26 protein-coding genes are annotated in these 26,346 nt (G+C 54.8%); 11 read left to right on the top strand and 15 right to left on the bottom strand.

The annotated features are described in order from the left end of the window. Positions 1-84: 84 nt before the first annotated feature. Positions 85-1,224: an LPS export ABC transporter permease LptF gene (gene lptF, locus LCM21_RS17220; RefSeq protein WP_224891704.1), complete on the top strand. Its 1,140-nt coding sequence runs from the start codon at positions 85-87 to the stop codon at positions 1,222-1,224. On the opposite strand, the gene LCM21_RS17225 is transcribed toward lptF, so the two are convergent. Next, positions 1,221-2,048: a LysR family transcriptional regulator gene (locus LCM21_RS17225; protein ID WP_224891705.1), complete on the bottom strand. Its 828-nt coding sequence runs from the start codon at positions 2,046-2,048 to the stop codon at positions 1,221-1,223. The genes lptF and LCM21_RS17225 overlap by 4 nt on opposite strands. 101 nt (positions 2,049-2,149) lie before the next feature. On the opposite strand from LCM21_RS17225, the gene LCM21_RS17230 reads away from it, so the two are divergent. Beyond that, the gene (locus tag LCM21_RS17230; RefSeq protein WP_224891706.1) at positions 2,150-2,740 is read left to right on the top strand and encodes an HD domain-containing protein; all 591 of its coding nucleotides are present in this window, start codon (positions 2,150-2,152) and stop codon (positions 2,738-2,740) included. On the opposite strand, the gene speB is transcribed toward LCM21_RS17230, so the two are convergent. The 8 genes from speB to LCM21_RS17270 all read right to left on the bottom strand — a co-directional run bounded on the left by speB (position 2,737) and on the right by LCM21_RS17270 (position 11,733). Beyond that, positions 2,737-3,579 carry an agmatinase gene (gene speB, locus LCM21_RS17235; RefSeq protein WP_224891707.1) on the bottom strand — a complete coding sequence of 281 codons (843 nt, stop codon included), beginning with the start codon at positions 3,577-3,579 and terminating at the stop codon, positions 2,737-2,739. The two genes, LCM21_RS17230 and speB, sit on opposite strands and share 4 nt — an antisense overlap. Continuing rightward, the gene (gene nspC / locus LCM21_RS17240; protein ID WP_224891708.1) at positions 3,576-4,745 is read right to left on the bottom strand and encodes a carboxynorspermidine decarboxylase; all 1,170 of its coding nucleotides are present in this window, start codon (positions 4,743-4,745) and stop codon (positions 3,576-3,578) included. Before nspC ends, speB begins: the two co-directional genes overlap by 4 nt. A gap of 106 nt (positions 4,746-4,851) precedes the next feature. Continuing rightward, positions 4,852-6,063, bottom strand: a complete 1,212-nt coding sequence (locus tag LCM21_RS17245; RefSeq protein WP_224891709.1) for a saccharopine dehydrogenase family protein — start codon at positions 6,061-6,063, stop codon at positions 4,852-4,854. Between the two features lie 24 nt (positions 6,064-6,087). Continuing rightward, positions 6,088-7,977 (bottom strand): biosynthetic arginine decarboxylase, encoded by a 1,890-nt coding sequence (gene speA, locus LCM21_RS17250; protein ID WP_224891710.1) that lies wholly within the window; start codon positions 7,975-7,977, stop codon positions 6,088-6,090. A 120-nt stretch (positions 7,978-8,097) separates the two neighbouring features. Continuing rightward, positions 8,098-9,639, bottom strand: coding sequence for a di-heme oxidoreductase family protein (locus LCM21_RS17255; RefSeq protein ID WP_263619045.1), 1,542 nt, complete (start codon positions 9,637-9,639; stop codon positions 8,098-8,100). Continuing rightward, on the bottom strand, positions 9,599-10,084 hold the full coding sequence (bfr, locus tag LCM21_RS17260; protein ID WP_224891711.1) for a bacterioferritin: 486 nt from the start codon (positions 10,082-10,084) through the stop codon (positions 9,599-9,601). The genes LCM21_RS17255 and bfr overlap by 41 nt, the downstream gene beginning before the upstream one ends. After that, complete coding sequence (locus LCM21_RS17265; RefSeq protein WP_082677527.1) at positions 10,032-10,325, bottom strand: (2Fe-2S)-binding protein; 294 nt, start codon at positions 10,323-10,325, stop codon at positions 10,032-10,034. The genes bfr and LCM21_RS17265 overlap by 53 nt, the downstream gene beginning before the upstream one ends. Positions 10,326-10,461: 136 nt before the next feature. Then, positions 10,462-11,733, bottom strand: a complete 1,272-nt coding sequence (locus LCM21_RS17270) for an imelysin family protein (protein WP_224891713.1) — start codon at positions 11,731-11,733, stop codon at positions 10,462-10,464. A 250-nt stretch (positions 11,734-11,983) separates the two neighbouring features. On the opposite strand from LCM21_RS17270, the gene LCM21_RS17275 reads away from it, so the two are divergent. Continuing rightward, complete coding sequence (locus tag LCM21_RS17275; RefSeq protein WP_224891714.1) at positions 11,984-12,514, top strand: ZrgA family zinc uptake protein; 531 nt, start codon at positions 11,984-11,986, stop codon at positions 12,512-12,514. A 237-nt stretch (positions 12,515-12,751) separates the two neighbouring features. Here the strand turns inward: LCM21_RS17275 and LCM21_RS17280 are convergent, their stop codons facing one another. Continuing rightward, positions 12,752-13,006 (bottom strand): cytochrome c, encoded by a 255-nt coding sequence (locus LCM21_RS17280; RefSeq protein WP_224891715.1) that lies wholly within the window; start codon positions 13,004-13,006, stop codon positions 12,752-12,754. Positions 13,007-13,050: 44 nt separating this feature from the next. Between LCM21_RS17280 and LCM21_RS17285 the strand changes: the two genes are divergently transcribed. Next, positions 13,051-13,803 carry a nuclease-related domain-containing protein gene (locus tag LCM21_RS17285; RefSeq protein ID WP_224891716.1) on the top strand — a complete coding sequence of 251 codons (753 nt, stop codon included), beginning with the start codon at positions 13,051-13,053 and terminating at the stop codon, positions 13,801-13,803. A 931-nt stretch (positions 13,804-14,734) separates the two neighbouring features. Here the strand turns inward: LCM21_RS17285 and LCM21_RS17290 are convergent. Then, entirely contained in the window at positions 14,735-15,295 is a 561-nt protein-coding gene (locus LCM21_RS17290) for a recombinase family protein (protein ID WP_224891717.1), read from the bottom strand. A 282-nt stretch (positions 15,296-15,577) separates the two neighbouring features. Between LCM21_RS17290 and LCM21_RS17295 the strand changes: the two genes are divergently transcribed. The 3 genes from LCM21_RS17295 (at position 15,578) to LCM21_RS17305 (ending at position 18,533) form a co-directional block, all read left to right on the top strand. Continuing rightward, the gene (locus tag LCM21_RS17295; RefSeq protein ID WP_224891718.1) at positions 15,578-16,450 is read left to right on the top strand and encodes a pPIWI-associating nuclease domain-containing protein; all 873 of its coding nucleotides are present in this window, start codon (positions 15,578-15,580) and stop codon (positions 16,448-16,450) included. A gap of 212 nt (positions 16,451-16,662) precedes the next feature. Next, positions 16,663-17,769 carry a three-Cys-motif partner protein TcmP gene (locus tag LCM21_RS17300; protein ID WP_224891719.1) on the top strand — a complete coding sequence of 369 codons (1,107 nt, stop codon included), beginning with the start codon at positions 16,663-16,665 and terminating at the stop codon, positions 17,767-17,769. Then, the gene (locus LCM21_RS17305) at positions 17,766-18,533 is read left to right on the top strand and encodes a DUF5131 family protein (protein WP_224891720.1); all 768 of its coding nucleotides are present in this window, start codon (positions 17,766-17,768) and stop codon (positions 18,531-18,533) included. The genes LCM21_RS17300 and LCM21_RS17305 overlap by 4 nt, the downstream gene beginning before the upstream one ends. Positions 18,534-18,580: 47 nt before the next feature. On the opposite strand, the gene LCM21_RS17310 is transcribed toward LCM21_RS17305, so the two are convergent. Continuing rightward, positions 18,581-20,107, bottom strand: a complete 1,527-nt coding sequence (locus LCM21_RS17310) for a site-specific integrase (protein WP_224891721.1) — start codon at positions 20,105-20,107, stop codon at positions 18,581-18,583. A gap of 346 nt (positions 20,108-20,453) precedes the next feature. Next, on the bottom strand, positions 20,454-20,621 hold the full coding sequence (locus LCM21_RS17315) for a hypothetical protein (protein ID WP_224891722.1): 168 nt from the start codon (positions 20,619-20,621) through the stop codon (positions 20,454-20,456). Between the two features lie 798 nt (positions 20,622-21,419). Between LCM21_RS17315 and LCM21_RS17320 the strand changes: the two genes are divergently transcribed. Both LCM21_RS17320 and LCM21_RS17325 read left to right on the top strand, forming a co-directional pair. Next, positions 21,420-23,048 carry an amidohydrolase family protein gene (locus LCM21_RS17320; protein WP_224891723.1) on the top strand — a complete coding sequence of 543 codons (1,629 nt, stop codon included), beginning with the start codon at positions 21,420-21,422 and terminating at the stop codon, positions 23,046-23,048. A 22-nt stretch (positions 23,049-23,070) separates the two neighbouring features. Beyond that, positions 23,071-23,814 carry a DUF3299 domain-containing protein gene (locus LCM21_RS17325; protein ID WP_224891724.1) on the top strand — a complete coding sequence of 248 codons (744 nt, stop codon included), beginning with the start codon at positions 23,071-23,073 and terminating at the stop codon, positions 23,812-23,814. 25 nt (positions 23,815-23,839) lie between these two features. Here LCM21_RS17325 and LCM21_RS17330 read toward each other — a convergent pair whose 3' ends face one another. After that, positions 23,840-24,088 carry a hypothetical protein gene (locus tag LCM21_RS17330; protein ID WP_224891725.1) on the bottom strand — a complete coding sequence of 83 codons (249 nt, stop codon included), beginning with the start codon at positions 24,086-24,088 and terminating at the stop codon, positions 23,840-23,842. Between the two features lie 42 nt (positions 24,089-24,130). Between LCM21_RS17330 and LCM21_RS17335 the strand changes: the two genes are divergently transcribed. Then, positions 24,131-24,885, top strand: a protein-coding gene (locus LCM21_RS17335; RefSeq protein ID WP_371813448.1) for an IS5 family transposase whose coding sequence is annotated in 2 segments (ribosomal slippage) — positions 24,131-24,466 and positions 24,469-24,885 — 753 coding nt in all. Because the reading frame shifts where the segments join, the coding sequence is not laid out codon by codon here. Here the strand turns inward: LCM21_RS17335 and LCM21_RS17340 are convergent. Continuing rightward, positions 24,816-25,553, bottom strand: a complete 738-nt coding sequence (locus tag LCM21_RS17340) for a hypothetical protein (protein WP_224891727.1) — start codon at positions 25,551-25,553, stop codon at positions 24,816-24,818. The genes LCM21_RS17335 and LCM21_RS17340 overlap by 70 nt on opposite strands. A gap of 445 nt (positions 25,554-25,998) precedes the next feature. Between LCM21_RS17340 and LCM21_RS17345 the strand changes: the two genes are divergently transcribed. Continuing rightward, entirely contained in the window at positions 25,999-26,214 is a 216-nt protein-coding gene (locus LCM21_RS17345) for a hypothetical protein (RefSeq protein ID WP_224891728.1), read from the top strand. Positions 26,215-26,346: the final 132 nt, after the last annotated feature.

Consider the following 26,346-nt stretch of genomic DNA (forward strand, 5'->3'; position numbering starts at 1 on the left):
GCCAGCCTATAGGTCGATCTCGGTTTCCTACGGCGGCGGAATGGCATATGGTTCTGTGTATTACGAACACGCGTAAGAGGACCCATGTCGCGCTTCGATGGATATTTCCTGCGGCAATTGCTGATTCTGTTTGGCTTTTTCACACTGGTTCTGGTCGGCGTGTTCTGGATTACCCGATCCGTCAGCCTGTTTGACCGTGTCATCAGTGGCGGACAGTCCGCCATGGTGTTCCTTGAGTTTTCGGCGCTGACCCTGCCGACGCTGATCCGGACCGTAATGCCCATGGCGGTTTTCGCCGCGGCTGTTTATGCCACCAACCGCCTCAGCCGCGAAAGCGAGATGACGGTGATGCTGGCCACCGGCTCCAGCCCCTGGCGTCTGGCGCGTGCGGTGTTTCTGTTCGGTCTTGTGGCGGGCCTGATGATGGCGGTCATCAGCGTCTTTCTGCGCCCGGCATCGGTTGAGCAGCTTGAACAGCGTCAAGCCGAGGTCGCCGGGGACGTAACGGCGCAACTACTCAACGAAGGGGAATTCCTGCACCCTACCTTCGGCGTGACGGTCTATATCGGTGGCATAGATCTGGATGGTACACTGTCCGAGGTGTTTGTCTCGGATCGGCGGGACGCGCTGAACCCGGTCAGCTATTCTTCGAAAACGGCCTATCTGGTGAACAATGAAACCGGTATTCACCTGGTGATGCTGGACGGGATCGCACTGCGGCTGGATCGGCAAGACCGAACCTTGTCCTCGACCCTGTTCGAAGACGCGTCTTATGACATCTCCGCGCTTGCCAAAACGAATACAATGTCCGAGCGTAGCCTTGAGGCGATCCCAACTATCGAACTCCTGCGGGATCGTGATGCGATTAGTACGGCCGAAGGCTTTACCACGGGCGAATTGGTCGATGAATTGCATCAGCGGTTCTCATGGGTTGCCATTTGCGTCGCCGTGGCGCTTGTCGGTTATGCAACCCTGATGTTGGGAAGCTTTTCACGCTTTGGCCTCTGGCCGCAGGTTCTTGTGGCCTTCACCATTCTCGTCTTGCTTGAAGGCGTTCGGGGCTTTGTTTCCCCGGTCGTGATTGATGAACCGCAGCTATGGATGCTTTTGTACCTGCCAGCGGCTATGGGCATTGGCATCTCGTGCCTGTTTTTGTTGGTGGCCGGGCGGCCCTTGATGCGAAGGCGCCACCGGGACACGCAAGGTACGGTTGCGCAGGTTTAGGATCCTGAACGCAGGTCGGTCAGACAGGTCAGGATATCGTTGCTGGTAGAACTGCCCCGTCGCGTCACGAGGTGGAGCGGCAGCATGAGGTCGACGCTGCCTGCCACAGGGATCAGATTGTTGGAGCGCAAGTGGTCTCTGATCACGTATTCGGGGAAATAGCCGGTGCCACCCCGGCGCAGAACATAGCGCAAAGCCATCAGGCAGTTCCCCAAGAACACGGTTTGGCCGGCTGCCTGCCGCGCGGCAGTGCGCACGTGGTCCTGATAGACCTCGCCCAGTTCCAGATTGACGAAAACGGGATCGTCCGTCGCCGGGGTTTTCACAAGCAACAGACGCTCGGGGTTCAGTTCATGTGATTCAATGCGCGAGTCATTTGGTTGTTCGTGAGTGAGAGCGGCATCAAGAACATGGGTGGCAACCGCGTCGATCATATTCAGGTCGTGATCAAAGTTCAGCGTCAGCAGAAGTTGGCCCAGCTTATGTTCAAACTGCACGGCAAGATCGACCAGCAATGGGTCCCAGATACTCAGTTGTGCGCCAAGGCGTAAAGCCACCCGGTTCTGTGTCTGCGCGGGCAGATCGCGTGCTGCAAAGGACCACAGCGACACCATTTGCTCTGCATAGGGCCGGAACTGCCTGCCGAATTCGGTCAGGTTGGTACCGCCTGCGCCGCGGGTGAACAGGGGCTTGCCGGTTTCTTCTTCGATCTGCCGAATACGCGCGCTGACCGCTGTCTGAGTTACGTTCATTTTGCGCGCGGCGGCGTGGAAACCGCCCGTATCAGCGACGCACAGAAAGGTTTCAATTGCTTTGAGTTGCATACTGAAAGTATTTTTTCATCGTTCTGATAAAATCAATTCATTTTTTTGAGTATTCGATCTGCATTATGCTGTCGCCAGCAGACTAGCCAAAGGACCACGCCATGCTGGACAAAAGCCACAAACCCACCTGGACCAGTTTTGAAGAGGCAACGAGGGCCGATTGGGACGCCGTAATGGAGTATGAAGAGGCTTACAATGCCGCTTTGCCCGATCGAATTCTGGACGCGATCCGGTCTTTGGATGAGGACTGGACGCCCTACCCGGTGAACCGCTATCAACACAGCTTGCAGGCCGCCACGCGAGCCTATGAGGATGGTGCGGATGAGGAACTGGTTGTCGCAGCCCTGATCCACGACACTGGCGACATCCTTTCACCCTACAATCACGGCGAACTGTCGGCGGCGATGATGAAGCCGTATGTCAGCGAGAAAACCTATTGGATTCTAAAGCACCACTGCGTGTTTCAGGGGTATTACTACAACCATCATCTGGGCGGTGATCGCAACGCCCGCGACAAGTATCGCGACAGTCCTTATTGGGAGGATTGCCGCCATTTCTGCCATGAATACGATCAGAAAGCCTTTGACCCGAACTATCCAACCAAACCGCTGGACTTCTTCGAACCCATGCTCCGCCGCGTCCTGAACAAGGGCGAGGGGCATATGGAGTTGAACGAAACGGCCGAAGATTAACAGGCGGCCATCAGGCGATACACGATCTGCGCTGCGGTAAAGTCCCAGGCGGCATTGCCGTCGGGGGCCAGTTCGACCACGTCAAAGCCCACACATGTGCGGCCTTTCAGAGCGTGTTCGACCAATCGCAGCGCCTGATAGTACCCCAAGCCGCCCGGTACAGGGGTTCCAGTGGCAGGCATCAGTGACGGGTCCAAACCGTCTACATCGAAACTGACGTAAACCAGCTTGGGAAAGTCCTCGGGCAGGTCGATGGCATGGATGCTGCCTGTGACCAGTTCTTCGGCATCTACATTAAAGACGCGGTTTTTCAGGCGGCTCTGTGCCTCTTCGGCTGAAAATGCGCGGACGCCGAACTGGGCCAGGCGGAAGCCTTCCTCGGCCAGCAGATGCATCACCGATGCGTGCGAGTGTTTTTCGCCCTGATAAGCGTTGCGTAGGTCGGCATGGGCGTCGATCTGGACAATACCAATCGGTTGAGTCAGGGCACGCGCAACGCCCATTACCGCACCGTAGCTCAGCGAATGCTCTCCACCCAGTGTTACAGGGACTTTGCCCGCACGAACGGCAGCCTCGGTCCGCTGGGCGAGGCGGGCCATCACGTCGGGCATGGGGCCGGTGCAATCCAGCGGTTTTTCGGTGAATATCCCCTCGACGCAGGGTTCAGCATGGCCGGTGATGCGTTCAAGTTCATTGCTGGCCTCGATGATCGCGCCTGGGCCTTTGGCGGTGCCAGACCCGTAAGAGACGGTCCGCTCCAGCGGCACAGGGATCACCCGGAACCGGGCGCCTTCGGTACGCTCAGATGCGGTCAGTTCACTATCGAGGAAGGTGTTCATGAGAGTCTGACCTTAAAGTCGTTGTAGCCGAATTGTTTGACGATTTTCAGTTCGTCCGTTTCGCTGTTCCACAGCGCAATGGTTGGCAAGGGAACACCATTGAATGTGTTGGTTTTGACCATCGAATAATGCGCCTGATCTAGGAAGGCAAAGCGCTGACCGATTTCCAGCGGTTTGTCCCATGTGTAATCCCCGATCACGTCGCCCGCCAGACAGGATGGACCACCCAACCGATAAGTGTGGCCCGCGTGGGCCTCATCCATCAGGGCGGGGCGATAAGGGGCTTCGATCACGTCGGGCATGTGGCAGGTTGCCGAAATGTCGGTGATCGCAAGGTTCATGCCGTTGGTCGGCAGGTCGAGGATTTCGCCGATCAGAATGCCTGCGTCCAACGCGATGGCCTCGCCGGGTTCCAAATAGACCTCGACGCCGTATTTCTCTCGGATGGTCTGGATAAAGGCGACCAGCCCGTCGCGGTCATAGTCATCTCGGGTGATGTGATGGCCGCCGCCGAAATTCAGCCATTTCAACTGTCCGATATAAGGCGCGATTTTGGGTTCAACGGCCGCCCACGTGCGCTGCAAGGGGTCAAATCCCTGTTCACAAAGCGTGTGCATGTGCAGACCGTCGACGCCTCGCATCACCTCGGCGGTCAATTGGCTGACCGGTGTGCCAAGCCGTGAGCATGGGGCGCAGGGATCGTATTTTGGAATCTCGCCCTCGGAATGTTCCGGATTGATACGCAGACCGACCTGAACGCCCGCCGCATGCGCCTTGGCCTGAAAGCGCGCCTTCTGGGCCGGAGAATTGAAGATGATGTGGTCAGACAGCGACAGGATTTCATCTATATCGGCGTCTTTGTACCCGGCGCAGAAGGTTGCGACTTCGCCACCGTATTCTTCGCGACCCAAGCGAGCCTCGTAGATGCCGCTGGCGCAGGTTCCGCCCAAATACTGGCGCACCAAAGGGGCCAGCGAATACATCGAAAACGCCTTGAGCGCGCTCAGGACATCCGCACCGGAGCGGGTGCCGACATCTGCAAGGATGCGTAGGTTCCGCTCGACAGCTTTCTCATCAACCACAAAGCAAGGCGAGGGCACGCGGCCAAGGTCGAAATTGCGGAAGGCGCCGGCGTCTCCGGCCTGTGTGGTCATCATGTCGGACATGTCCGGCGTCTCCGATTGTGGAAAGGCCGGGGGGCTCTGCCCCCGAACCCCCCGGGATATTTTTGGCCAGATGAAACAGGGCGGTCGTGCAGACCGTCCTGGGCGATCAGAATTCGACCGGGCCGTCGAGCTCGTGGACCTGCCAGGGCAGACCATGTTCGTTCAGCATATCCATGAAATCATCGGGGTTGAGCTGTTCCATGTTCCACACACCTGGTTCGGTCCAGTTGCCTTTCAGCACCTGCGCCGCGCCGATCATAGCGGGGACGCCGGTGGTGTAGCTGACGGCCTGGCTGCCGACTTCGGCATAGCATTCTTCGTGGTCGCAGATGTTGTAGATGTAATAGGTCTTCTCGCCCGAGCCGTCCTTGGCCTGACCCGTGGCGATATCGCCGATGCAGGCCTTGCCCTTGGTTTCCGCGCCCAGATCGCCCGGATCAGGCAGCAGGGTTTTCAGGAACTGGATCGGAATGATTTCCTTGCCGTCATGCATCACCGGATCGATGCGGGTCATGCCAACATTCTGCAGCACTTTGGCGTGGGTGATATAGGCGTCCCCGAAGGTCATCCAGAAGCGGGCGCGCTCGATCTCGGGGAAGTGGGTCGAGAGCGACTCCAGTTCCTCGTGATACATCAGGTACATGTTTTTGGGGCCGATGGCGGGGAAGTCGAACTCGACCTTGTGGGTCATGGCGGGGGAGTGTTTCCATTCGCCACCTTCCCAGTGGCGGACCTCGGCCAGAACTTCGCGCAGGTTGATTTCCGGGTTGAAGTTGGTGGCAAACTCCTGATCGTTCGAGCCGCCATTGGCGTCCAGCACGTCGATCTGCCGGATCGTGTCCAGCTTGTGTTTTTTCAGCCATTTCGCAAAGACGGATGTAACGCCCGGATCAAAGCCCGACCCTAGGATGGCGGTCAGGCCCGCCTGCTTGAACTTATCCTGATAGGCCCATTGCCAGTGGTATTCGAACTTGGCCTCATCCTCGGGCTCATAGTTCGCGGTGTCGAGATAGTGGATGCCGGCCTCAAGGCACGCGTCCATCAGCACCAGATCCTGATAGGGCAGGGCGAGGTTTACGAGGATTTCGGCGCCTGTTTCCTTGATCAGCTTGACCGTGTCGGCAACTTTGTAGGCATCCAGTTCGGCGGTCTTGATATCCACGCCCACGCGCTCTTTCACCGATTTGGCGATCGCGTCGCATTTTGCCTTGGTTCGGCTTGCCAGAGTGATTTCGGTAAAGATGTCCGAATTCATCGCCATCTTATGCACGGCGGCGTGCGATACACCGCCCGCGCCGACAACCAGTGTTTTACCCATGGGAAAAATCTCCTTTCGCCGGGGTTATTCGTAATAGGTGTACCCGTTGATCGAGTCGCGATACGCGCCCATCAGGGTTTTGCGATCCTTGGCCATCAGAGTACCGGTCGAGATCGCCTCGTCCACCATTTTGCGGAAAGCTGCAACACAGTCCTGTGGGTCGAATTCGACATATGACAGGACCTGGCTGATCGTGTCGCCCTCTTGTTCATGCAGCAGGTCAAAGCCACCGTCAGGGCGCAGGTCGATGGTGACAACGTTGGTGTCACCGAACAGGTTGTGCAGATCGCCCAGCGTTTCCTGATAGGCGCCGACAAAGAAGACGCCCATGAAGTATTCATCGTCTTCGGGCAGGGAATGCACCGGCAGGCTGGGCGACACACCGTCGGCCAGGATAAACCGGTCGATCTTGCCATCGCTGTCGCAGGTGATGTCGGACAGAACTGCACGGCGATCAGGTGTCTGGTTCAGGTTCTGAAGCGGCACGATGGGATGCAACTGGTCGATGGCCCAGACATCGGGCAGCGATTGGAACAGCGAGAAGTTGCAGTGGTAGATATCGGCCACTTTCTCAAGCTGCTCGTCCACATCGGTTTCCAGACCATCGGTTGCAGCCAGCGCCTTGAGACGGGCCATGAGTGACAGGTAGATGCGTTCGGCGCGGGCCATCTGGCGCAGGTCTACGTATCCTCGCCGGAACAGGGCGCGTAATTCGTTGCGATAGAAAGTGGCATCGTTCCAGCATTCCTGTAGCCGGTCGCTGCTGAGGTACCCATGAACAGCCGCCAGATCGGAAACAAGATGATGATCTTCGGCCTCCACCCTAGGGCCGTTTGGTGCATCATAAAGGGTGCTTTCCAGCACGTTGAAGACCAGCATCGAAGATGTCGCCACCACGGCGCGCCCGCTTTCGGTGACAAGCGTGGGATGGTCCACTTCGGCCTCATCCATTGCATAGGCCACGGTTTCGACCACGTTGGCGCAGTATTCCTCGACCGTGTAGTTGATTGAGTTCTCGGCCGCCTTTTTCTCGCCGGTGTAATCGACACCCATGCCGCCACCAAGGTCCAGATGCGTCAGCGGCACGCCCTCGCGCGTCATTTCGGTGTAGTAGCGACACGCCTCACCCACCGCGCGGCGCACATCGTTGACGTCCTGCACCTGAGACCCAAGATGCGAGTGCTGCAATTTCAGGCAATGCAGCAGACCTGCTGCTTGCAGCTTGTCGATCGTGGCGACAAGCTGGTCTGTGTTCATGCCAAAGGCCGAACGGTCGCCCGAGCTTTCTTCCCACTTACCGCTGATCTGGTTGGTCAGCTTCACTCGTACCCCGATCAGGGGTTCGATGCCCAGCTCATTATAGACCTCGATCACCGTATCGGCCTCTTTCGGGCTTTCCAGAACGATGACCGTGTTGAAACCGATCTTGCGGCTGAGGATTGCCAGTTGGATGAACTCGGCATCCTTTACACCGTTGCACACGATCAGCGCCTCAGGGGCCAGACGGTGGGCCAGCGCAACCACGAGTTCGGGTTTGGAACCAGCTTCCAGACCGTAATTGTACTTTTTCCCGAATTCGACGATGCGGTCCACGACCTGCGCCTGCTGGTTCACCTTGATCGGGAAGACGCCGCGATAGTTGCCTTTGTAGCCGACGCGCGCGATGGCGTCGCTGAAGCTTTCGTTCAGGTGTGCGATCTCGTGTTGTAGATAGGATGACACACGCAAAACCATTGGTGCCTTGATGCCGCGCTGGTCCAGATCACGCAGGATACCGGGCAGGCTGATCGCCGCCGCTTCGGGTGCCATGGGATTGCGCAGACCGATTTCCCCATGTTCGGTTACCTCAATGAGGCCTTTGCCCCATTTATCAACCCCGTAGATGGAATGCGGTGCGTCGGGCGTCTGTTTCAATCAAGTTGGTCCTTAAAGTGAGGGTGCCAATTCAGCGCCCGCCAATACGGCAGCAGTTTGATTCTTCCAAGTGTAATCTATGTGACAGGATTTGCCGAATTTACGCTGGGCGGGCATAGGTCAAAGGCTTTCCAGAAAACGGATCAGGGCGTTGCGGTCAGGTTTGGGCATGGCAACCACCTTGTCGCGGGCTGCCTGTGCTTCGCCACCGTGCCACAAAATGGCTTCCAGCAGCGTTTGCGCGCGGCCGTCATGCAGAAACTGGGTATGACCTGAGACCTGCTTGGTCAACCCAATGCCCCACAGCGGGGGTGTGCGCCACTCGCGGCCCGTCGCGCGGCCCTCGGGGAGGTTGTCGGCCAATCCTTCGCCCATGTCATGCAGCAACAGATTCGAATAGGGCCAAATCAGCTGAAAGCTGTGTTCCGACCGGTCCGGCATACGATGGGTGACAAAGGCGGGCGTATGACATGATGCGCAGCCTGAGTCGTGAAAAACCTGCTTTCCACGCAGCACCTGCGGGTCATCCACATCACGTCGCGCCGGGACACCCAGATTGCGGCTGTAGAAGGCGACAAGGTCCATCCCCTCATGGCCGATCTCAAACACGCGGTCATCACCATCGCCATGCACTGCGTCAACACACTCAATCTGTGCTGCGGTACAATCGCCATGGGCTGCAGGATAAAGCGGGTTGGAGATTCCGATATCGCCAGCGAAAGCCGAGGCAGATTGATCCATAATCGTGGGCATTCCCGCCTTGTGCCCGAACCGCCCGATCATCGGCGCGCCATATTCGATCGCCCACACTATATTCGGACGACCTGAAATCCCGTCACCATCCTCGTCCTCGGGGTCGGCATTAGCCAGCAAATCTTCAACCGGGATGGCTTCAAGCAACCCAAGGCCGATCATCTGAGGCGCCACGCGCGGGCTGAGCATCGCCTCGGGGTGCAGCGGGCCGTAGCCCAGGTCAGCCGCGGTGTAGGTCGGCTTGCGCAGTGTGACGACCTCACCATCTGAAAGGGTAACGGGCACGTCTTCGTACACTATGTCCAAACGGTATTCGGCCGGGTGGCCGGGCAGGGCAAAATCCTGCATTTGACCGCCATAGGTCGGCTCGGGTTGTGTGGCGATGTAATCTTCGATCTCGGCGTAGTCTGCGCCACCGGGGATCGACACGCGCAGGAACATCGAGATCGCGTTCTCATTCGGGCCGTTGGGCGTATGCCCGCGCCCGTCCTTTATATGGCAGCGCTGGCATGATCGCGCATTGTAAAGCGGCCCCAGACCATCCGACGCGAGTGTCGACGCCGGAGAAGATACCCAGATTTTCTTGAACAATCCGTTGCCGACCTTGAAGTCCAGCTCTTGCTCAAAACTCAGGTTGGCTGAGGGCTGAGAGAACGCATCCGCATCGGTCCGGGCGCGAACGGTGGCGGCCCCGGCAGACAGTTCCTCGTAGGGTTGCGGAGTGCTGAAATCGGTGGGCGCAGCGACGACGCCGGCGATACGCGCGCGTTCATCCTTGGTGCGGGGTTCGAAATTCAGGTGGAGATCTTGCAGCTCTGCTGCGGGGGATTGCGTGGCCGCAAGAGCGGCCACCGATAGGGCAACGAGACTACTCGCCCTCGTCCATTTTCGATGCGTTGAGTTGCGCATAATTGGCTTCGCCGATCCTTTCGTACAGGTCGAGCTGTGTTTCGAGGAAGTCAATATGGCCCTCTTCATCGCTGATAAGTTCCTCGAACAGGGACATCGATACATAGTCACCTGCCTCACGGCAGTATTCGCGTGCCTCGACATACAGGGTTCGCGCGTCATGTTCGGCGGCAAGATCACATTCCAGCGTTTCCTTGGGGGTCTGACCGATCCTCAGAGGGTCAAGTTTCTGCAGGTTGGGATGGCCTTCCAGAAAGATGATGCGTTCAATCAGCTTGTCTGCGTGCCCCATTTCTTCGATGGATTCTTCGCGGCTTTTCTGGGCCATATGGCCTAGGCCCCAGTCCTCCTGCAAGCGATAGTGCAACCAATACTGGCTGACGGCTGTCAACTCATGCCGCAGAGACTTGTTGAGATAGTCTATGACCTTGGGATCGCCCTTCATCTGCACTCTCCTGTGATGCCTCGGTGCGCAACGCACGAAGCTGGATGGGTACTTCCAGATTATCGTTCGATCTCATCGTGTCCAGAAAAAGCGGCATGCATCCGCCGCAATCCGCTGATTTTCCAAGGGCATGGTAGATCTTGCCGGGGGTGATGATCGCCTCCGAGTCCGAGGTCCGCATCCAGTCGATTGCGGCCCGGATATCGTGATCAGTTATGTTTGTGCAGTGGCATACGATCATGGCGAATCTGTGCTCAGAATATTTCCTACTTAATTAGTCAGTTTTATAATCCGGGTCCAGTCGAAATTGCAGTGACCGGCAGGCCGGACGCATGATTTTGCTTATGCATCCGGCCTTAGTAGCGCCTACGTGGTCCTTACTGAAATACCGCGTCTGGGTTATCGAGGCTGTCGGATCCTTCGAAGTCGATCTGATCCAGTTCCAAAGTGGTCACGACGCGCTCGATGCTTCGGGTCTGATCAATCAGACCGTTGACACCACCCATGATCAATTGTTCGCCGCCTGCGTTGCCGCGCTCGAGCATCTGGTCATAGGCAAAACCGGCCTCGGCGGTTGACTTGATCCGCCCCAAAGCTTGCATCGTGTTGGCCAGCTTGGTCTTCATCTCGGCGTCCAGTGCCGGGTCAGATGCGATCACCAGGTCAGACAACGAGGCACCGGACACCGGGGTGCCATCGATGCGCGTGTAACTTCCCAGATAAATGTTCTGAATGCCCAAGCCATCGTAGTAGTGGCTGTTATGGGTGTTGTCCGAGAAGCAATCATGTTCTTCCTCGGGATCGTTCAGCATCAGGCCGAGGCGCATGCGCTCGCCAGCCTGTTCACCATAAGACAGTGATCCCATGCCGGTCAGGATGGCCGAGACGCCCGCAGTTTCATCAGCGGTCAGCGCTGCGCGTGCTTCGCCGCCTTCGGCCCATTGCGTGGTCATCCACTCCAGATCGCTGACAAGCAGGTCGGTTGCGGCACTCAGGTACTGAGCGCGGCGATCGCAGTTGCCGCCGGTGCAGTCGTCACTCTGAACATAGTCGGTGTAAGGACGGTTGCCTGCGCCCGGACCGTGGCCGTTCAGGTCTTGTCCCCACAGCAGGAATTCAATCGCGTGATAGCCCGTGGCAACGTTCGCCTCGATCCCGTCGGCCTCGTGCAATGTCTCGCCCAGCAATTCCGGGGTGATCTGACTGGCGTCGATAGCTACACCTGAAAGTTCGAACGAGGGGTTGGTGATCACGTTTAGCGCGGCGAATTCGTTTTCATCGGTCGGACCGCCATACGAGGCGTCGACATAGTCGATCAGCCCTTCATCCAGTGGCCATGCGTTCACCTTGCCTTCCCAATCATCGACGATCGCATTGCCGAAACGGTAAACCTCGGTCTGCTGATACGGAACGCGAGCGGCAATCCAGGCTGCACGGGCTGCATTCAGCGTGGCATCCGACGGCTCAGCGATCAGGGCGTTCACGGCTTCTTGCAGCGCTTTGGCCGCGATCAGGCTGTCATCGTATTTCGCTTCGGCGATGTTGGCGTAGGTGTTCAGAACATCAGCCTTCGACGGCGCATCCGCTGCACTGGCTGCAGAGGCTATGCCGAAGGTCAGAATGCTGGTGGCGGTAAAAAATCGGGTCATTTGGGTGACATCTTCCTGTCAGAAACAAATTCACAGGCGTCGTCGGCGACGCGTCCGGCGCAATAACTGAGTGAATTAGTCAGTTATGTCAATCCAAGTTTTTTTACTCGGAACGACCCGCCCAATCGCTTTTCTCAATCTCGGCTTTTCGGCCAAATTGAGCTAAGATTGCGCGCAAGGGCCAAGACTGTGCCTGACCTTAAACTTCGTAGTAAATAACACGTGATTCCTTGTTGGGCGGTGTCCGATTATGAGAAGTCCTGCTGTCTATCTGACCCTGATGTCTGGGGTCGTTTTGTCGCTTCCCGATGAGGCTTTTACGCAGGAAACCGGCACAGGCCGCATGGAAATCGTGTTTTCAGATACGGCTTTTTCGGTGTCACTAAACCTGCCAGCCACAGAGATTCTCGGGCCTGAAAACCCATCAGAAAATAGTGCAGCCCAGACGTCGATTGCAGTGGCGATTTCCGATCTGTCCGAACCGCTGAAACTGTTTGTGGTTGCTGATGAAGCGGGATGTTTCACTGCGGTGGCCAATGTCACGCTGTCAGCCGTCGGGCTGGGGCAGGCCAATGACACCGCGCAGGATTTAAGTGGAAACCAAAACGATTTTCAGGCTGAATACCAGGTACGATGCCAGAACATCCAAGCAGTCGAGACCATGCGTTTTGCATTCTTTGATCGCTTCCCGAATGTTGAAAAACTGCTTGTTGATTTCAATCGATCCGGTCACCGCAGTTCTCATGAAGTATCGCGGACTGCGCCTGACTTGTCGCTCTGATGTGCGCGCAACTACATCTGGCCGCATATCGAAGTCTTACGTCAACTACGCCGATAGTATCGTGAAAGGTTTTGGTGGAGCCTAGGGGAAACGCCGCCGAGCACCTAATGCACTGATAGTAAACGCTATTGTAGTGTGTTGGTTTGTAGTGTGCCTCACCATAGTGTCACACTTTGAAGTGCACAACCTCCTACGTTGCACTGTGTATATCCAAGCCTACAATAGGCCTACAGCCTTCTACTGTTGGGGAAGGTTGCGACTGGTCCGCATTTGCTGAACACCGTCGGGCAAAGTGGAGCGTATATAGGCGAGTACGTGCCATATGTCTTCATTGGTCAGGGTGCGCTCCAAGCCCGGCATACCACTGTTGAAGCCTTTGGTGCAGTGTGCGGCAAGCGCGTCTGCCTCATCCAGTTTGGTGTAATCGAACAGTAGCTGACTATCATGGTGCCATGTGTGCCCTATCACGTCATGTGGTGGCGCAGGAAACATTCCGTTATCATCGGGTGCGTGAGCGACGACACAAGGTGTGGTGAATGCAAGCTTCGCAAACTGAATTGTTGAACCTGTGGCCGCTGGCACTGGTTCTCGTTTATTGGCTCCTAACCTCGGCAAGGTTCAAGGGGTGGTTTGGAGAATTTCAAGTCAATTTAGTGCTGAAGCGCATGTTGGATGCCAACGAATACCGAGTGTTAAAAAATGTTACCCTGCCGACACGTTCCGGAACGACGCAGATCGATCATCTAGTCTTGTCTCGTTTTGGAGTTTTTGTAATCGAGACGAAAAATCTAAAGGGTTGGATTTTCGGAGATGCCGACCAAGCTCGATGGACCCAAGTAATCTATGGTAAAAAATGGCGCATACAGAACCCGCTTCGCCAGAACCATGCTCACATAAAAGCAGTTCAAAGTTCACTGAATATCGAGGAATACAAGATACACGGTATCGTGGCTTTCGTCGGTAGCAGCACGTTTAAAACAGCAATGCCAGCGAATGTCGTCAGCGGTGTTCGTCCGATTGTCGGGTTGATACGCTTCAGAACCATCGAAGTATTTAGCCAAAGTGAAGTAGATGAACTCGCTCAACTACTCGACAGCAAACGCCTCAAGCCGGGTGTAATCACCCACGTCAAACACACAAAACACATAAAGAAGAAGCTGGCAGTCGTAGAAAACGCCTGCCCGCGTTGTCGCAGTCCCATGGTAGAGCGGCAAAACCGCCGAACGGGCGAGCGTTTCTTGGGTTGCACACGCTACCCAATGTGTAAGGGTACACGTCAACTCGCATAGTTCATTGAATTACGTATACTGGTGTACAGGCTCTCTGCAGATATCTGTCTAGCTACACTAAGCTATCTAATGTGTGTGCAATTCTGGCAATACTGGGGATTAGACTGTCAAACTCTATCAGAGCGGCTCAGTGCACATCAGGCAGATAACAATGGCGAGGAGGATGAGTGACGTACTGGACACCGAGGATCATACTCAATGCAGACAATCTGGTGTGGTTGGGAGGCTGCTGATGACTGCGCGTCTTTGACTGCAATTCATTATCGGGTGTACTATTAATATTAATAAAAACAGATAGATGAGTTAACTATCTGTAAGGTGTACGTACTATGCAATGAAACTTATTTGTTGCTGAGCTAACCTATTCAGTAACTGAACGGCAAGTATCAAGTGATTTGGTAATCTATAATATACCGGATAACACACCGGATAGTTTACTACGAAGCATACTATGAAAGTCTTAATGTGCTATGCTCTGGAAAGCATACTAGGTATCATGCTGTACAGTACGCCAAGTTATTCTTTGCACAGCTTTTGTATGTATCCATGTATCAACTTTAGATCATCTATCCAGAGCCACAGAGTGTGAATACAGATGATATACTAAGTACAGCATACTAAGGGTTATACTAAGGTATTAACTAAGCATCTATACTAAGTATATACACAAGCTATACCGGACCGCATTGTATATACATCTGATATAATCTAATACATAACCGTGCAGCGGCAGACAGATGACACATTCAGTAAATGCAATCTGTCCGGTTTTATTGTCAATGGAGGGAGGGATAAGCCAAGGTAAGCATAAATTCACACAAGATTACAAAGAAGATAGATTATCTTACATGAGCGCACACATTTGCATTTTCAGATGGGCAATAGTCCACCCATAAAAAATCGGGACAATCTTGCCCCGGAATGCAGGCCGTCAGCGTGGGCCTTTACTTAATATCCGGTAAACCGATGCGCGGCTGATACCGAGGTCTTGAGCTATCTTTGTAGCGCCTATGCCATTACCTGCCAGAGCAAGCACCTCGCCCGACTTCGCCAACGCGGTTGGCTTACGCCCTTTGTATTTCCCAGCAGCTTTGGCCTTGGCAATTCCTTCACGCTGACGTTCCAGCATAATCTCACGCTCAAACTCGGCCACGCTTCCCAGCAGGTTCAACATCAGCTTGCCTTGGGCAGTGGAAGTGTCGAGACTTAACCCCAAGATCGTTAGGTGCGCCCCAATGGCATCAAGCTGGCTGCGGATTTCCATCAGGTGGGCCATAGAGCGCGCCAGACGGTCCAGTTTGGTGACTACTAGGTGATCACCCTCTCGGATGAAGTTGAGCGCCTCTGTGAGCTTCTCACGCGCTCTCACATCCACTGAGGATACCTGTTCGGTAAATACCTTCTCGCACCCGGCCTTTTCCAGTTCCCGTAGTTGAGCATCAAGCCCAGCCGTTTGATCCAAAGTGGAAGTCCTAGCATAGCCAACAAGCATGATCTGCCCCGTCTCACAAAGTTTTAAATATTGGGATACATACTGTCTCAAAAAGCAAAGTCAATATCTGTGAGACAAAATTTGCATGTGCGCCAGTCGTGTCGCTGAGGCAGGGCTCAGTGAGACGGACGTGGGTCCGAACCACGGGACGCAAGTATTCGGAGAACATTTGCACAACTATTGGCAGACTGCGGCTTCAATTCCTCACCCAAGTGTGCGACTTGATCGGAAAGTTGGCCTGCTGGTCGGCTATCAACAGAAAATCGGAATAGAGGCACAGATATGAGCGGCAGTGTTAACGGGTCGGATTGGGGCTCTCGAACGCTTGAGCAGCGACTGATTGGTCTAAAGGCCATCGCACCAGACCCCTTTGTTCACGTTACGCTAGAAGGGGCCGCAGGGGTTTTAGGCGACACCAATAACCCGCTGCGTCTCAACCTTTTTTCAACAAGTGTACGCATGCTGTTTGAACACATCATGGGACCGCTAGCGCCAAAAGAAGAGGTAGTGAATTGTAGTTGGTACGAACCGGTACCAAACACGAACGGGCCAGTGCGAGCGCAACGAATACAATATTGGTTACAGGGAGGTCTGTCTGATGAATACGTAACGGAAGAATTCCAACTGAAGCCACAGGAAATGCGTGCTCGGTTAGTCAAAGCGTTCAACAACCTTAGCAAGCATGTACACGGTCGCTCCGACACCCTGATAGTCGACATCGCAGCGCAAGAGGCAGAGGCCAAAGCTACGCTGGACGCAGTCGAGGAACTACTAACAACATACCATGAAAGCCGCCGCGCACTCATTGTGCCGTTAGTTGACAGCCTAGATGAGAGTGCGGTGCAAAGTATGCTCTCGGAGACTATCTTAGATGTCGATGAGCTCGCCACACACCACACCATAGATGACATATGCCCGATGAGCACGACAGTCGACAGCATTGATCACGCGACTGTTCACTACAGAGTTTCCGGCGACATTGAGGTCACCCTGCAATGGGGATCGAACTCTGATCGACGTAAAGGCGATGGAGCGGAACTAGGACACAGCTTTCCATTTGTATGTACCTTCGATGTTCCAGTTGATGACCCTTCCAATATTGCAGACGCAGAAGTGTCCTTCGGAGTAGATACCAGCGGTTGGTACGGCAACTGATATTGCGCGAGTGCAGGCTTGGTCGAAGCTTTCAAAGGCCACCCCCACGGGGGAAACGATAATCGGGTAATAGGTAAGTATCTGCTCAAAAAAATGTGCCGAAAAATTCCATCCCGAAAAAGTAGATTGCTTCCAAATCGATACCATCCGAGGGTTGCGTTTGTTCCCCTTCTGTCCCAACATCAAATGAAAGAAGATATAGGGTATTTTGAATGAAATTTTTTGAAGAGCGTAGCGAGGCGTCAGAGATAAAGGCTAAAATTGTGTCGAGCTACTTTGCTGCTTGGGCAAACGTGATCATCCCTTCTGCTCAAAAGTTTGGCAACAATATCAACTACATTGACCTTTACGCCGGACCGGGCCGGTACAGAGACGGCGCTGCGTCAACCCCGTTATTGGTGCTAGAGACGGCAATCAAGGATCACAAAATTGCGGCCAATCTGGTGTCATTCTTTAATGATGTGGAGGTCGGTAACACGACAACGCTGTCTGAGGAGATCAGAAAGCTCCCCGGCATCCAGAAACTTCGCCACCCTCCGATTATTACCTGTGGCGATGTCGATGAGGAAGCAGCCAAACACTACAATAAAGTAAAGCTGGAGCCGACTTTTTCATTCATTGATCCGTTCGGATACCGGGGTTTGTCGCGCAACATTATCAGGGGCGTAATAAAAGACTGGGGTTGCGACTGCGTTTTCTTCTTTAACTACGCGCGGATTAACGCTGGCATCACCAATGCTAAAGTCAAACAGCACATGGACAGCCTCTTTAGCGAAGCAAGGGCTGACAAGTTGCGTAGTATCTTGCCGGGAATGGAGCCCGCTTTAAGGGAAGCGGCGATACTCGAAGAACTGGCAAACGAGATAAAGAGTTTGGGAGGCACCTTCGTCCTGCCATTCACCTTCCGCAACGAGACCGGGAACAGGACAACACACAAACTCATCTTCGTGTCTAAGCACTTTCGGGGCTACAATGTGATGAAGTCAATAATGGCAAGCGCCAGTTCCACGGAAGACCAAGGTGTTGCGTCCTTTGCCTATTCTCTGGCAGATGCTTCCATGCCGCTTTTGTTCTCCTTGAACCAGCCTATGAGCAAGCTCAAGACTGAGCTACCACGCTACTTTGCAGGCCGTTCTATTAAGTTCAAAGGGCTCTACGAGGAGCATAGCGTTGATAGGCCCTATATGGAAAAACACTACCGGCTGATTTTGAAGGAGTTGGAGGCAGACGGGCAAATAACTGTGAGCACAAATAAGAGCAACCGCAGGCCTGGGACCTACGCAGAGCACGTAACAATACACTTTCCACAGGTGACATGATGGCAAACAACTCTTCAATAGAATGGACAGAAGCCACTTGGAACCCGGTGGCGGGCTGCACGGTGATCTCTCCAGGCTGCACAAATTGTTATGCTATGCGCATGGCGCGAAGGCTTGAGGCGATGGGACAACCGAAATACGCCGGGCTGACCAGAGTGACTGGGGGGCGAGCAAAGTGGAATGGTAAGATAAGAGTGGACCAAAATTCGCTCAAGGCGCCCCAAAAATGGAAAGTTGGGCGTATGATCTTTGTTAACTCAATGTCGGATTTGTTTCACGAAGATGTGCCTGCAGAGTTTATCGCCTCAGTGTTTGAAACGATGCGCAACACTCAGCAGCATACCTACCAAGTCCTTACCAAGCGCCCTGAGCGACTATCTGAGTTTTCCGACGAAGCTTTCTGGCCTGACAATGTTTGGATGGGTGTCAGTGTAGAGAGTGTGGACTATGCTTTTCGTATTGATCTGCTGAGGGCGTCGCCTGCCCGAACAAAGTTCTTGAGCTTAGAGCCATTGCTTGGCCCCTTACCAAACTTGGACTTGGACGGGATCGACTGGGTCATAGCTGGAGGCGAAAGTGGTCCCGGCGCGCGTGCCATGGAAGAGGGCTGGGTTACAGAGATTAGAGACCAGTGCACAAGTGCGTCAGTCGCTTTTCATTTCAAACAGTGGGGCGGTGTTAACAAGAAAAAGGCTGGTCGCACTCTCGAAGGGCGGACTTGGGATGAGTTTCCCAACGAGCCCGCTGCAAGCGTCACAGCGTAACCAGACCTCCATACAGTTAAGAAGGCATGCAGAAAGCCGGGGTATTTCTAAGGATAACCCTTGATGTGGTGCAGGGACAGGTCCTTATGTTTAACCTTGCACATTGCCTCGAAAAGCACTTGAACGGGTACATTGCCGTCGCCGTAGCGTCCCGCCATACCGGGCAACGTATGGCCTAATAGGATGTCATTGATGTCTGGTTGCATGCCAGAATGACGACAGGCGTCTTTGAAGGTGTGGCGAAAAGAATGGAACGAAGTCTTACGCGTCTTTGCACCTATACTTTTGATGTAGCGGCTAAAGTCCTTGCTGGCCTGCTCTGAGTGGTAGCCCATGGCCCCGACTTTTAGTTCTGGGAACACCCGCGTCGCGCCTGCATCTCGTTGCGCCTGAACGAACTGTAAGAAACCAAGTCGAACTAACTCGGGATGTATAGGAACGATCCTGCTCTTGCCGAACTTGACACGTTGGTCTTCGTCCCCCTCTTGGACCCGGATTAGGGGAATGCCCTCTTCTTGGTCGATGTCTTCAACGCTCAGTTGGCACAACTCGTTCAGTCGTGCGCCAGTCCATAAGCCGAGCAGTGGAAGCCAAAACCAACTGGTATCGCTCAGGTCTGTATCTCCCGGCATCGTGCGGAACCGTCTAGATTTGCATCCGGTGAACAGCGGGCTTTTGAAGATTGTTTGAAGTTGCTCTTTGCTAAACGGGTCATGTTGGTTTCTGGCTTTGTTGTTGTCATCTACCTTCATCGGCCCAAAGATGTCTGCAACCTCTTCGTCCAACTGTTTGTCAGCCCACTTCCATATCCCTTGCAGCCTTCCCAACGCTTTGTTGACAGTACTTACCGATAGCGTTGGCAATTCGTGGTCTTTGGCAGCTTGTATGGCGTCTCTCGGAGATAAGCCAATCGTTTGCGGCAGTTTATTCCTGTTGCTAGGAAGCTCAAGCAGCACGTTCTTAAAGTCGCGCGCGTCCGGTTTATTGTAGTCTAGAACAGGACGGTCGCCTTGCAATTCGATGAAAAGGTCGGTCCAAGTCTGATAGTCGTTCACCAGTTTGGCTGACCATTGGCCGGTCTGTTCCGCCTCAGCCTTTCTCTCGGCGAACAGATCGGATAAGAGTGGGCTGGAGGGCACCTCTGGAGGCTTCCTTTCAACTTTGGTGGCTCTATTGCCGGAAGTAGTTTCCGGCCTCTCTGTGACGTTCACAGGCGCGCTGGGCAGCGTGCTAAAATCGTATGTCTCAAAAGTCTTATCGTGTTCCAGCAGGGCTTTGATTTGAGCCAATTGTGCCTTTTTAATCTCCCCTAAGATCAGAAAGGCGTCTTCACGCGTCTTGGGCTGCTTAACCCCGGTACAGCTGCAGAATTTATCGAGCTCCGAGCGCGCGTAGTCTCTGCCGAGCAAGTTCCAGAAGTCCTCGTTGTTCGTCTCATGAAGGCGGATGGTGTCAACGATGCGTTCCTTCTCTAGCTCGGTATAGGGGCCGATCTCATCCCTACTTGCCTTTGCCTTTTCCAGTATTGCCTTGAAGTGCTCACGCACTTTGGTGCGCAGTTCGCCGTGGTTCATGCCCGATGCTTCTATGTGCTTTGTTATTGTGTCGCCGCACACTGCAAGACGCCGTGCCAGAGTACCAGCCTCTTTAGGGCATCTCGTATGCAAAGACACCCGAAGGGTCCTACGTGTGGTGCTTGGTCTAGTGTGGGGTTTTGGTCTTGTGTCGGGCAGTGGCCAACGGAAGTAGTAGATGCCGTGTCGGGACAGTGAAAGATACGCATGCAGCTTCATTTTGTGTCACACCTGTGTGTCACACCGCTCTAATGCTTGCTATCTAGTTGTATTGTTGGGTTCTGGTGGAGCCTAGGGCCACCATACCCTCTTTGAAATCACTGCGCTTTCTGCCAGTTGGGACATCTCACCCCCACATGTAACCCCACATAATGCTGACTTCGAGTGATATCAACTGCTGTCGTAGCTGGCTCGAATAGATCACCTTGAAGGCTTGCGAAACGCTGCCAAGCTGCTTGGCCAGTTCCAGAAACTCCAGCCTCGGTTTGATGTTCCTTTCCTGAATGCTTGTCATTGATCGACCCTCGTTGCTTGCGCTCCATAAGAGCAGCAACGTCAGATCAAATGTTGTGCGTTGTAACTAAAAAGGGAAATTAGTCCCTCCGCAATTGGGCATCGTCAGCACTGCTCCACTGCATTATTCGTTTACAACTAAAATGACTTTGATCTTGGCTTCGCAGAGCTTCCAGCTCATTTTCTTCCGTTCGATCCAATCTCCCGAGTTCTTTTTGATAAAGGAGTTTCAACATTTTTTCCTCCTGAGCAGCTGAAAGCCCCGTACCACAACGCTGCAAAAGCCACTCCAGAAACACCTGATCGTTATCCAGACCAGTACTAGGGTCAGGACCTATAAACGAACGACCGCTTCTCTAAACAGCGGACGTTGGCCGAAAACGGGGCAAGGACCACAGTGCGGACTTTTCTGCCGTTTATGAAAGCCTAGCGGCGCCAAATCTCAATCGTGCGAAAGTTCATCTAACCCGGTGCAATCTGAACGACTTCGGCTGGCTTGACGGGCATTTGGTCAAGGAAGCAGTCATGTATGCAATTTTCAAGCCACGTCATTTGCATTGGAGATATCTTGACGCCTCAAGCGGTTTGGGAAGAATGAGTCTCAGGGCGGGAAGAATTGGTCCTAAGCGTGTTTGCTGAATCCACTTGGGAAACGCAAGATCGGCCGGCAAGCGCGTGCTTTTGCGCGCTACGAAACGCTTGACGAGGGTCATTCAGGAACGAACGGTCAACGGGTCAAACATTTACATTTGGGATATGTCGGCTGCGAAACCGGACATCACAATAGGGAGGACGGTTAATGAAGTTCAAATCTACTTACGCGATTGCGGCGTGCCTGTCGGCAACCCTTCTTGCGGCAACTGGAGCCTCAGCGCAGGACTATGATCTCGTCATCAGCAATGGCCGGGTTATGGATCCCGAGACACTTTATGACAGCATTGCAAACGTGGGAATCAAAGACGGGCGGATCGTCGAAATCTCGAAGGACACACTGACCGGCGCGGACGAGATTGACGCCACGGGCCACGTCGTCGCCCCCGGCTTCATCGACACCCATTTTCACTGGCAGGCACCGCTTGGCTACAGGTTCGGGCTGCGCGACGGACTGACCACGCCCATGGATCTCGAGATGGGCTGTGCCGCAACCCTCATACCCGAATGGTACGCGGCGCGCGAAGGGGTCACGCAGTCCAACTACGGATGCGCGGCGAGCCATGAGATCGCGCGTGCCATCGCCATCGACGGGGCCAGCGGAGACAACCTACTGCGCGGCCCGGTTGCCGTTCTCGAAACCCGCAAACAGTCGGGCTGGAGTGAGACCAAGGCAGATTACGACACTGGGAACGAGATCCTGCGTATCCTTGACAAGGGGCTTCAGGACGGCGCGGTCGGCATCGGCAGCACGCTGGGCTACATGCGCAACGGTGTCACCTCGCGCGAGCTTTTCGAGGTGCAGAAGGTCGCCGCCCGCTACGGCCGACACACAGGCGTGCACACGCGCTTCACCCCGGACGATGCGACCCACGAGAATATCGGCGCGCAGGAGGCCCTGACCAACGGTCTGGCGCTTGGCGCACCAGTTTCGATCCTGCACTTTAACAATCCCGGCTGGCGCCTGACGCATGAGTTGCTGACACGGCTTTCCGAACAGGGTCATAACGTCTGGGGCGAGATCTATCCGTACTCCGCAGGGGCAACAACGTTGAACGCCGGCTTCATGCAGCCTGAAAACTGGGTAGACAGGCTGGGTCACAAATACGAGGACACGGTCCAGGACCCAATCACCGGTGACTTCTACACGACGGCATCTTTCGAACAGGCCCTGAAGGACGACCCAACCCGCGAAATCATCCTTTTCAAGATGCCCGAGGAGGACTCGGCGCGCTGGTTGACGCTGCGCGGCACGACGATGGCAAGCGACGCAATGGCCGGAACACCGATTTTCGGCCCTTGGGACACGCCAGCCGACCAGATTGGCAACACCCACCCCCGCACTTCGGGCGCGCGTGCCAAGGCGATCCGGCTGGCCCGCGAGAACGACATCCCGCTGATGCAGATCATGTCGATCCTCAGCTACAACGCCGCCAAGCACCTCGGCGAAACCGGGCTGAAAGCAATGCAGGAGCGTGGCCGGATGCAGGAAGGTATGGTCGCCGATGTCGTCGTATTTGATCCTGAGACGGTGACGGACAATTCGACCTATGCCGAGGGGCTGGTGCCGTCCACCGGGTTCAAGGCGGTTGTGGTCAACGGTACCGTCACGGTGCGGGACGATGAATTGCTCGGCGTCTTTCCGGGCCAGCCGATCCGTTTCGAGCCCCAGGCCGTGCCGCGCTTCGAGCCGGTAACCGAAGAGGCTTGGAACCTCGAGTTTTCCACCGGTATGCCCGACGTCGCCCCCGGCCTGCCACCCCAGGGCGGAAATTGAACCAACACGGGGAAGTCAAAGCATGCGTCTGATCCTCGTAACTGTCATGGCCATTTCTGTGGGAATGGCCGGGCTTGCCTCCGAGCCGGCCAAGATTGGCTTTGATGATCTGGCGGACCCTGCGGCCCGCGCCTTCGTCGACCCGTACCTGGAGATGGAGCCGGAGCGATTAAACGACCTCAGGACGGTCGTCCGGATCGACGCGCGGCTTGAGGCCGACCTGTCCCCGGAGGTCCGGCAGCGCCTTGAAGCGCGCCGTGACGTCGCGCGCCAGTCGCTAACGGAGAGCGGCTTCGACATCGATGAACTACTGACCCAGCGCTGGAAGGTTGCCGAAAAGCGCAGGCGCGCGCTGATCGCGACAAACCCTGTCCTGGAAGGCGCCGAGGTGGAAATCGCAGGCTATCTAATCCCGACCGAGTCCAGCGCGGACGGACGAGCCATCGGGTACCTCGTGCCTGTCGTTGGCATGTGCAGCCACATACCAGCGCCCCCGCCCAATGAATTGGTTCGGGTCCATTACGATTCTGCTGTGATGAAGGAGACCATGTATATGCCGGTCCGCTTGTCCGGGACGCTGCGAACGGAAAACAACGATGAAACCATTCATTTGTTGGATGGCAAGGTCCGGATGCTTAGTCTGTGGCGACTGGATACGTTGAGTGTTACGCCGATGGCAGCGCCACGCTTCACAAGTGCTCCGAGCGTTCCGCGCGATCCATTGCGGGCCTCTGACTTGGATCACCCAAATGCCAACCTGAATTGATCGAATTCACATTTTGGACACAGCGTCACGTTCCCAACGGGATATCGAAACCGGTTGCACGGGCGTTGCAACCCCGAAAGTAAAGCTCAACAAGAAAACCAGCCCAAATGCCGACGACACCGACCGTGCCATCTCCTGAGGCTTTGGCTTTCAGCCAAGCCAGTCGCAAAGCGGCGCGCTGCACTTCCGGTATGGGCTCGACTCGGTCATCTGAGGCTTTTCGTCGGATGACCGGTTCGCCGTTCTGAGCGGCCATTGCATTGGCCGATTCCATCCGCAACACCGTCGTGATTCAAGGGCGGCAGGAGGATTGTCTATGTCGCACTTGTTCTGGCTCGACCTACAGCACCTGAAACGCATCCAGCACCTGTTCCCCAAACCGCGCGGGGTGGCGCGTTCCGACGACCGTAAGGTTCTCAGTGGTATTATCCACGTCATTCGCAATGGCCTGCGCTGGCGAGATGCTCCGGCTGAGTATGGGCCGCACAAGACACTTTACAATCGGTTTGTCAGGTGGTCCCGACTTGGTGTCTTCGCTCGTATCTTCCGGGAACTGGCACAACCGGGACCGGACGGCGAAACCATCATGATCGACAGCACCCACCTGAAAGCGCACCGAACGGCGGCAAGCCTCTCAAAAGGGGGACTCGCCCGAGGGCCATCGGTCGAACCAAAGGCGGCCTGAACAGCAAGTTGCACACGGTTTGTGACGGCCGGGGAAGACCGCTGACGTTCCTCCTGTCAGCCGGGCAGATGAGTGACGCCAAAGGTGCGTTGGCTTTGCTGGGCAGCTTGCCACAGGCCAAGGTGCTTTTAGGGGACAAGGGGTATGACGCAGACTGGTTCCGGGAGGCACTGGCCGAGCGCGGCATCAATGCGTGTATTCCGCCGCGCCGAGGACGACGAAACCCTGCCGATCATGATACCAAACTGTATCGCAAGCGGCACCGGGTCGAGAACTTGTTTGCTCGACTAAAAGACTGGCGTCGCATCGCGACCCGCTATGACCGATGTGGTGAACTGTTCCTGTCGGCAATCTGCATCGCCGCGAGCGTCATATTTTGGTTATGAGTCCTGACCCTAAAAGCATCAATATAATCAAGTTGTGCGGAAGGCGTCGCAAACACTCTTTCGCTGACCTCCAACGGAACCCTCATTTCTCGGAGGTAATCGCTGATTTTTTGACGTGAATGAACCAATACCTCTTCAAGATCGTCCAAGTTTGTAGCGCTGTCTGATTTTAAGTAACTGTGATGAAGCCCGACCCTTCCACTCCTCGTTACACCACCAAACCACGCAAGAGCACAGGCAGAGTTACACATACATTCAGGATCGTCTCCCGGTTGAAGCTGTTTTCGCCTACTTAAGTGATCCATCTTTCCGCAAAAGCCAGCCGCTTCGCCAACGTCCACTGGGGCCTCGACATGAATGCGGTACTTCCGAAGTATTCGACCAATCGCAATTCCCTCGTCAACCAATCCACCGGGCGACTTGAGGCCAACCGTAGGCACAAATCTGTTTCTTGAATTTTGGCGTTTGATCGTTGCTTCTAAAAAGTCTGCGTCTCCCGCCTCAAACGGACCTTCGATCAAGACAAACACAGCTATGTCGCTGTTTTCATAACTAACAGCTGTTATCTCAGCAGAATGTGATTTAGTGGAGAACGAGCACACAGCAAGTGGAGCAATACTTAATGCAGCGCAACGAAGCAACGCGGTTCCAATAGACTTTGCGAACATCTTCCAAACTCCTAAATCCGATAATTGAGCTTCATAGCTGACCGAAGGTTTCGCTGGCAAAAAAAACCTTAAGTACATAGCTATTCGACCAAAGAGCATAATACTGCCAACTATATGACCACAGACTGGCGTGCACCTATATTGAGCGAACTGCTCGAATTAATTTTTGGGCACCTGACGAAAGCGGTCTGTCCCGTGAGCGGACCCCTTTGAAGGGGCCAGTTATCAAACAATCTGACCACTCGGAAGAAAGCACTCCGAATAAAAAGGAGCCTATATGGATCGCCCGCTGCCACAGGGCTTTCTCGCTGAGTTACGCAAATCCTTCCCCTTTGAGCGAAGGCCGAGCTGAAAACTCTCCAGCCCCTAAATGGAAGGGTGTTGAGGCCCTGCAATGCGCGGGCCTTCCGTATTTTTGAAACAACCAAACTAAGGAGAAAGAGAAATGACCAACTTAGAAACACCATTCGAGTACGCACAGGCAGCGGTCCTGTGGGATGATCGCCGCTACGAGATAGTGCCTGTACTAATTAAACGTTTCGGCCTGACCGAGGCGCAAGCAGACGAAACAGTGACCGCCGCGCAGCAGGGATACCTGATGCAACTGGAGGCGGCGAACCCGGAGGCATGGAAGCAGCTGAACCTTTCACCTCTTCTTTGACGGCGTGTCTCTTGTTCAACAGATGCCAACTACACAGAAGGTTTACGAGCACAAACACCGCCATGGCCAGATTTCACCCAACTTTGGCCAAATTCCACAACCACGAGTAGCATCCAATTGAAAACCGCTACG

The sequence above is a fragment of the Ruegeria profundi genome (genome assembly GCF_020171505.1).
Lineage (GTDB): Bacteria > Pseudomonadota > Alphaproteobacteria > Rhodobacterales > Rhodobacteraceae > Ruegeria > Ruegeria profundi.

Excerpts from the sequence above, each read along its gene's own strand:
- lptF (WP_224891704.1), top strand. The coding sequence starts at position 85 with ATGTCGCGCTTCGATGGATATTTCCTGCGGCAATTGCTGATTCTGTTT.
- LCM21_RS17225 (WP_224891705.1), bottom strand. The coding sequence starts at position 2,048 with ATGCAACTCAAAGCAATTGAAACCTTTCTGTGCGTCGCTGATACGGGC.
- LCM21_RS17230 (WP_224891706.1), top strand. The coding sequence starts at position 2,150 with ATGCTGGACAAAAGCCACAAACCCACCTGGACCAGTTTTGAAGAGGCA.
- speB (WP_224891707.1), bottom strand. The coding sequence starts at position 3,579 with ATGAACACCTTCCTCGATAGTGAACTGACCGCATCTGAGCGTACCGAA.
- nspC (WP_224891708.1), bottom strand. The coding sequence starts at position 4,745 with ATGTCCGACATGATGACCACACAGGCCGGAGACGCCGGCGCCTTCCGC.
- LCM21_RS17245 (WP_224891709.1), bottom strand. The coding sequence starts at position 6,063 with ATGGGTAAAACACTGGTTGTCGGCGCGGGCGGTGTATCGCACGCCGCC.
- LCM21_RS17255 (WP_263619045.1), bottom strand. The coding sequence starts at position 9,639 with ATGCGCAACTCAACGCATCGAAAATGGACGAGGGCGAGTAGTCTCGTT.
- bfr (WP_224891711.1), bottom strand. The coding sequence starts at position 10,084 with ATGAAGGGCGATCCCAAGGTCATAGACTATCTCAACAAGTCTCTGCGG.
- LCM21_RS17265 (WP_082677527.1), bottom strand. The coding sequence starts at position 10,325 with ATGATCGTATGCCACTGCACAAACATAACTGATCACGATATCCGGGCC.
- LCM21_RS17270 (WP_224891713.1), bottom strand. The coding sequence starts at position 11,733 with ATGACCCGATTTTTTACCGCCACCAGCATTCTGACCTTCGGCATAGCC.
- LCM21_RS17275 (WP_224891714.1), top strand. The coding sequence starts at position 11,984 with ATGAGAAGTCCTGCTGTCTATCTGACCCTGATGTCTGGGGTCGTTTTG.
- LCM21_RS17280 (WP_224891715.1), bottom strand. The coding sequence starts at position 13,006 with ATGTTTCCTGCGCCACCACATGACGTGATAGGGCACACATGGCACCAT.
- LCM21_RS17285 (WP_224891716.1), top strand. The coding sequence starts at position 13,051 with ATGCAAGCTTCGCAAACTGAATTGTTGAACCTGTGGCCGCTGGCACTG.
- LCM21_RS17290 (WP_224891717.1), bottom strand. The coding sequence starts at position 15,295 with ATGCTTGTTGGCTATGCTAGGACTTCCACTTTGGATCAAACGGCTGGG.
- LCM21_RS17295 (WP_224891718.1), top strand. The coding sequence starts at position 15,578 with ATGAGCGGCAGTGTTAACGGGTCGGATTGGGGCTCTCGAACGCTTGAG.
- LCM21_RS17300 (WP_224891719.1), top strand. The coding sequence starts at position 16,663 with ATGAAATTTTTTGAAGAGCGTAGCGAGGCGTCAGAGATAAAGGCTAAA.
- LCM21_RS17305 (WP_224891720.1), top strand. The coding sequence starts at position 17,766 with ATGATGGCAAACAACTCTTCAATAGAATGGACAGAAGCCACTTGGAAC.
- LCM21_RS17310 (WP_224891721.1), bottom strand. The coding sequence starts at position 20,107 with ATGAACCACGGCGAACTGCGCACCAAAGTGCGTGAGCACTTCAAGGCA.
- LCM21_RS17315 (WP_224891722.1), bottom strand. The coding sequence starts at position 20,621 with ATGACAAGCATTCAGGAAAGGAACATCAAACCGAGGCTGGAGTTTCTG.
- LCM21_RS17320 (WP_224891723.1), top strand. The coding sequence starts at position 21,420 with ATGAAGTTCAAATCTACTTACGCGATTGCGGCGTGCCTGTCGGCAACC.
- LCM21_RS17325 (WP_224891724.1), top strand. The coding sequence starts at position 23,071 with ATGCGTCTGATCCTCGTAACTGTCATGGCCATTTCTGTGGGAATGGCC.
- LCM21_RS17330 (WP_224891725.1), bottom strand. The coding sequence starts at position 24,088 with ATGGAATCGGCCAATGCAATGGCCGCTCAGAACGGCGAACCGGTCATC.
- LCM21_RS17340 (WP_224891727.1), bottom strand. The coding sequence starts at position 25,553 with ATGTTCGCAAAGTCTATTGGAACCGCGTTGCTTCGTTGCGCTGCATTA.
- LCM21_RS17345 (WP_224891728.1), top strand. The coding sequence starts at position 25,999 with ATGACCAACTTAGAAACACCATTCGAGTACGCACAGGCAGCGGTCCTG.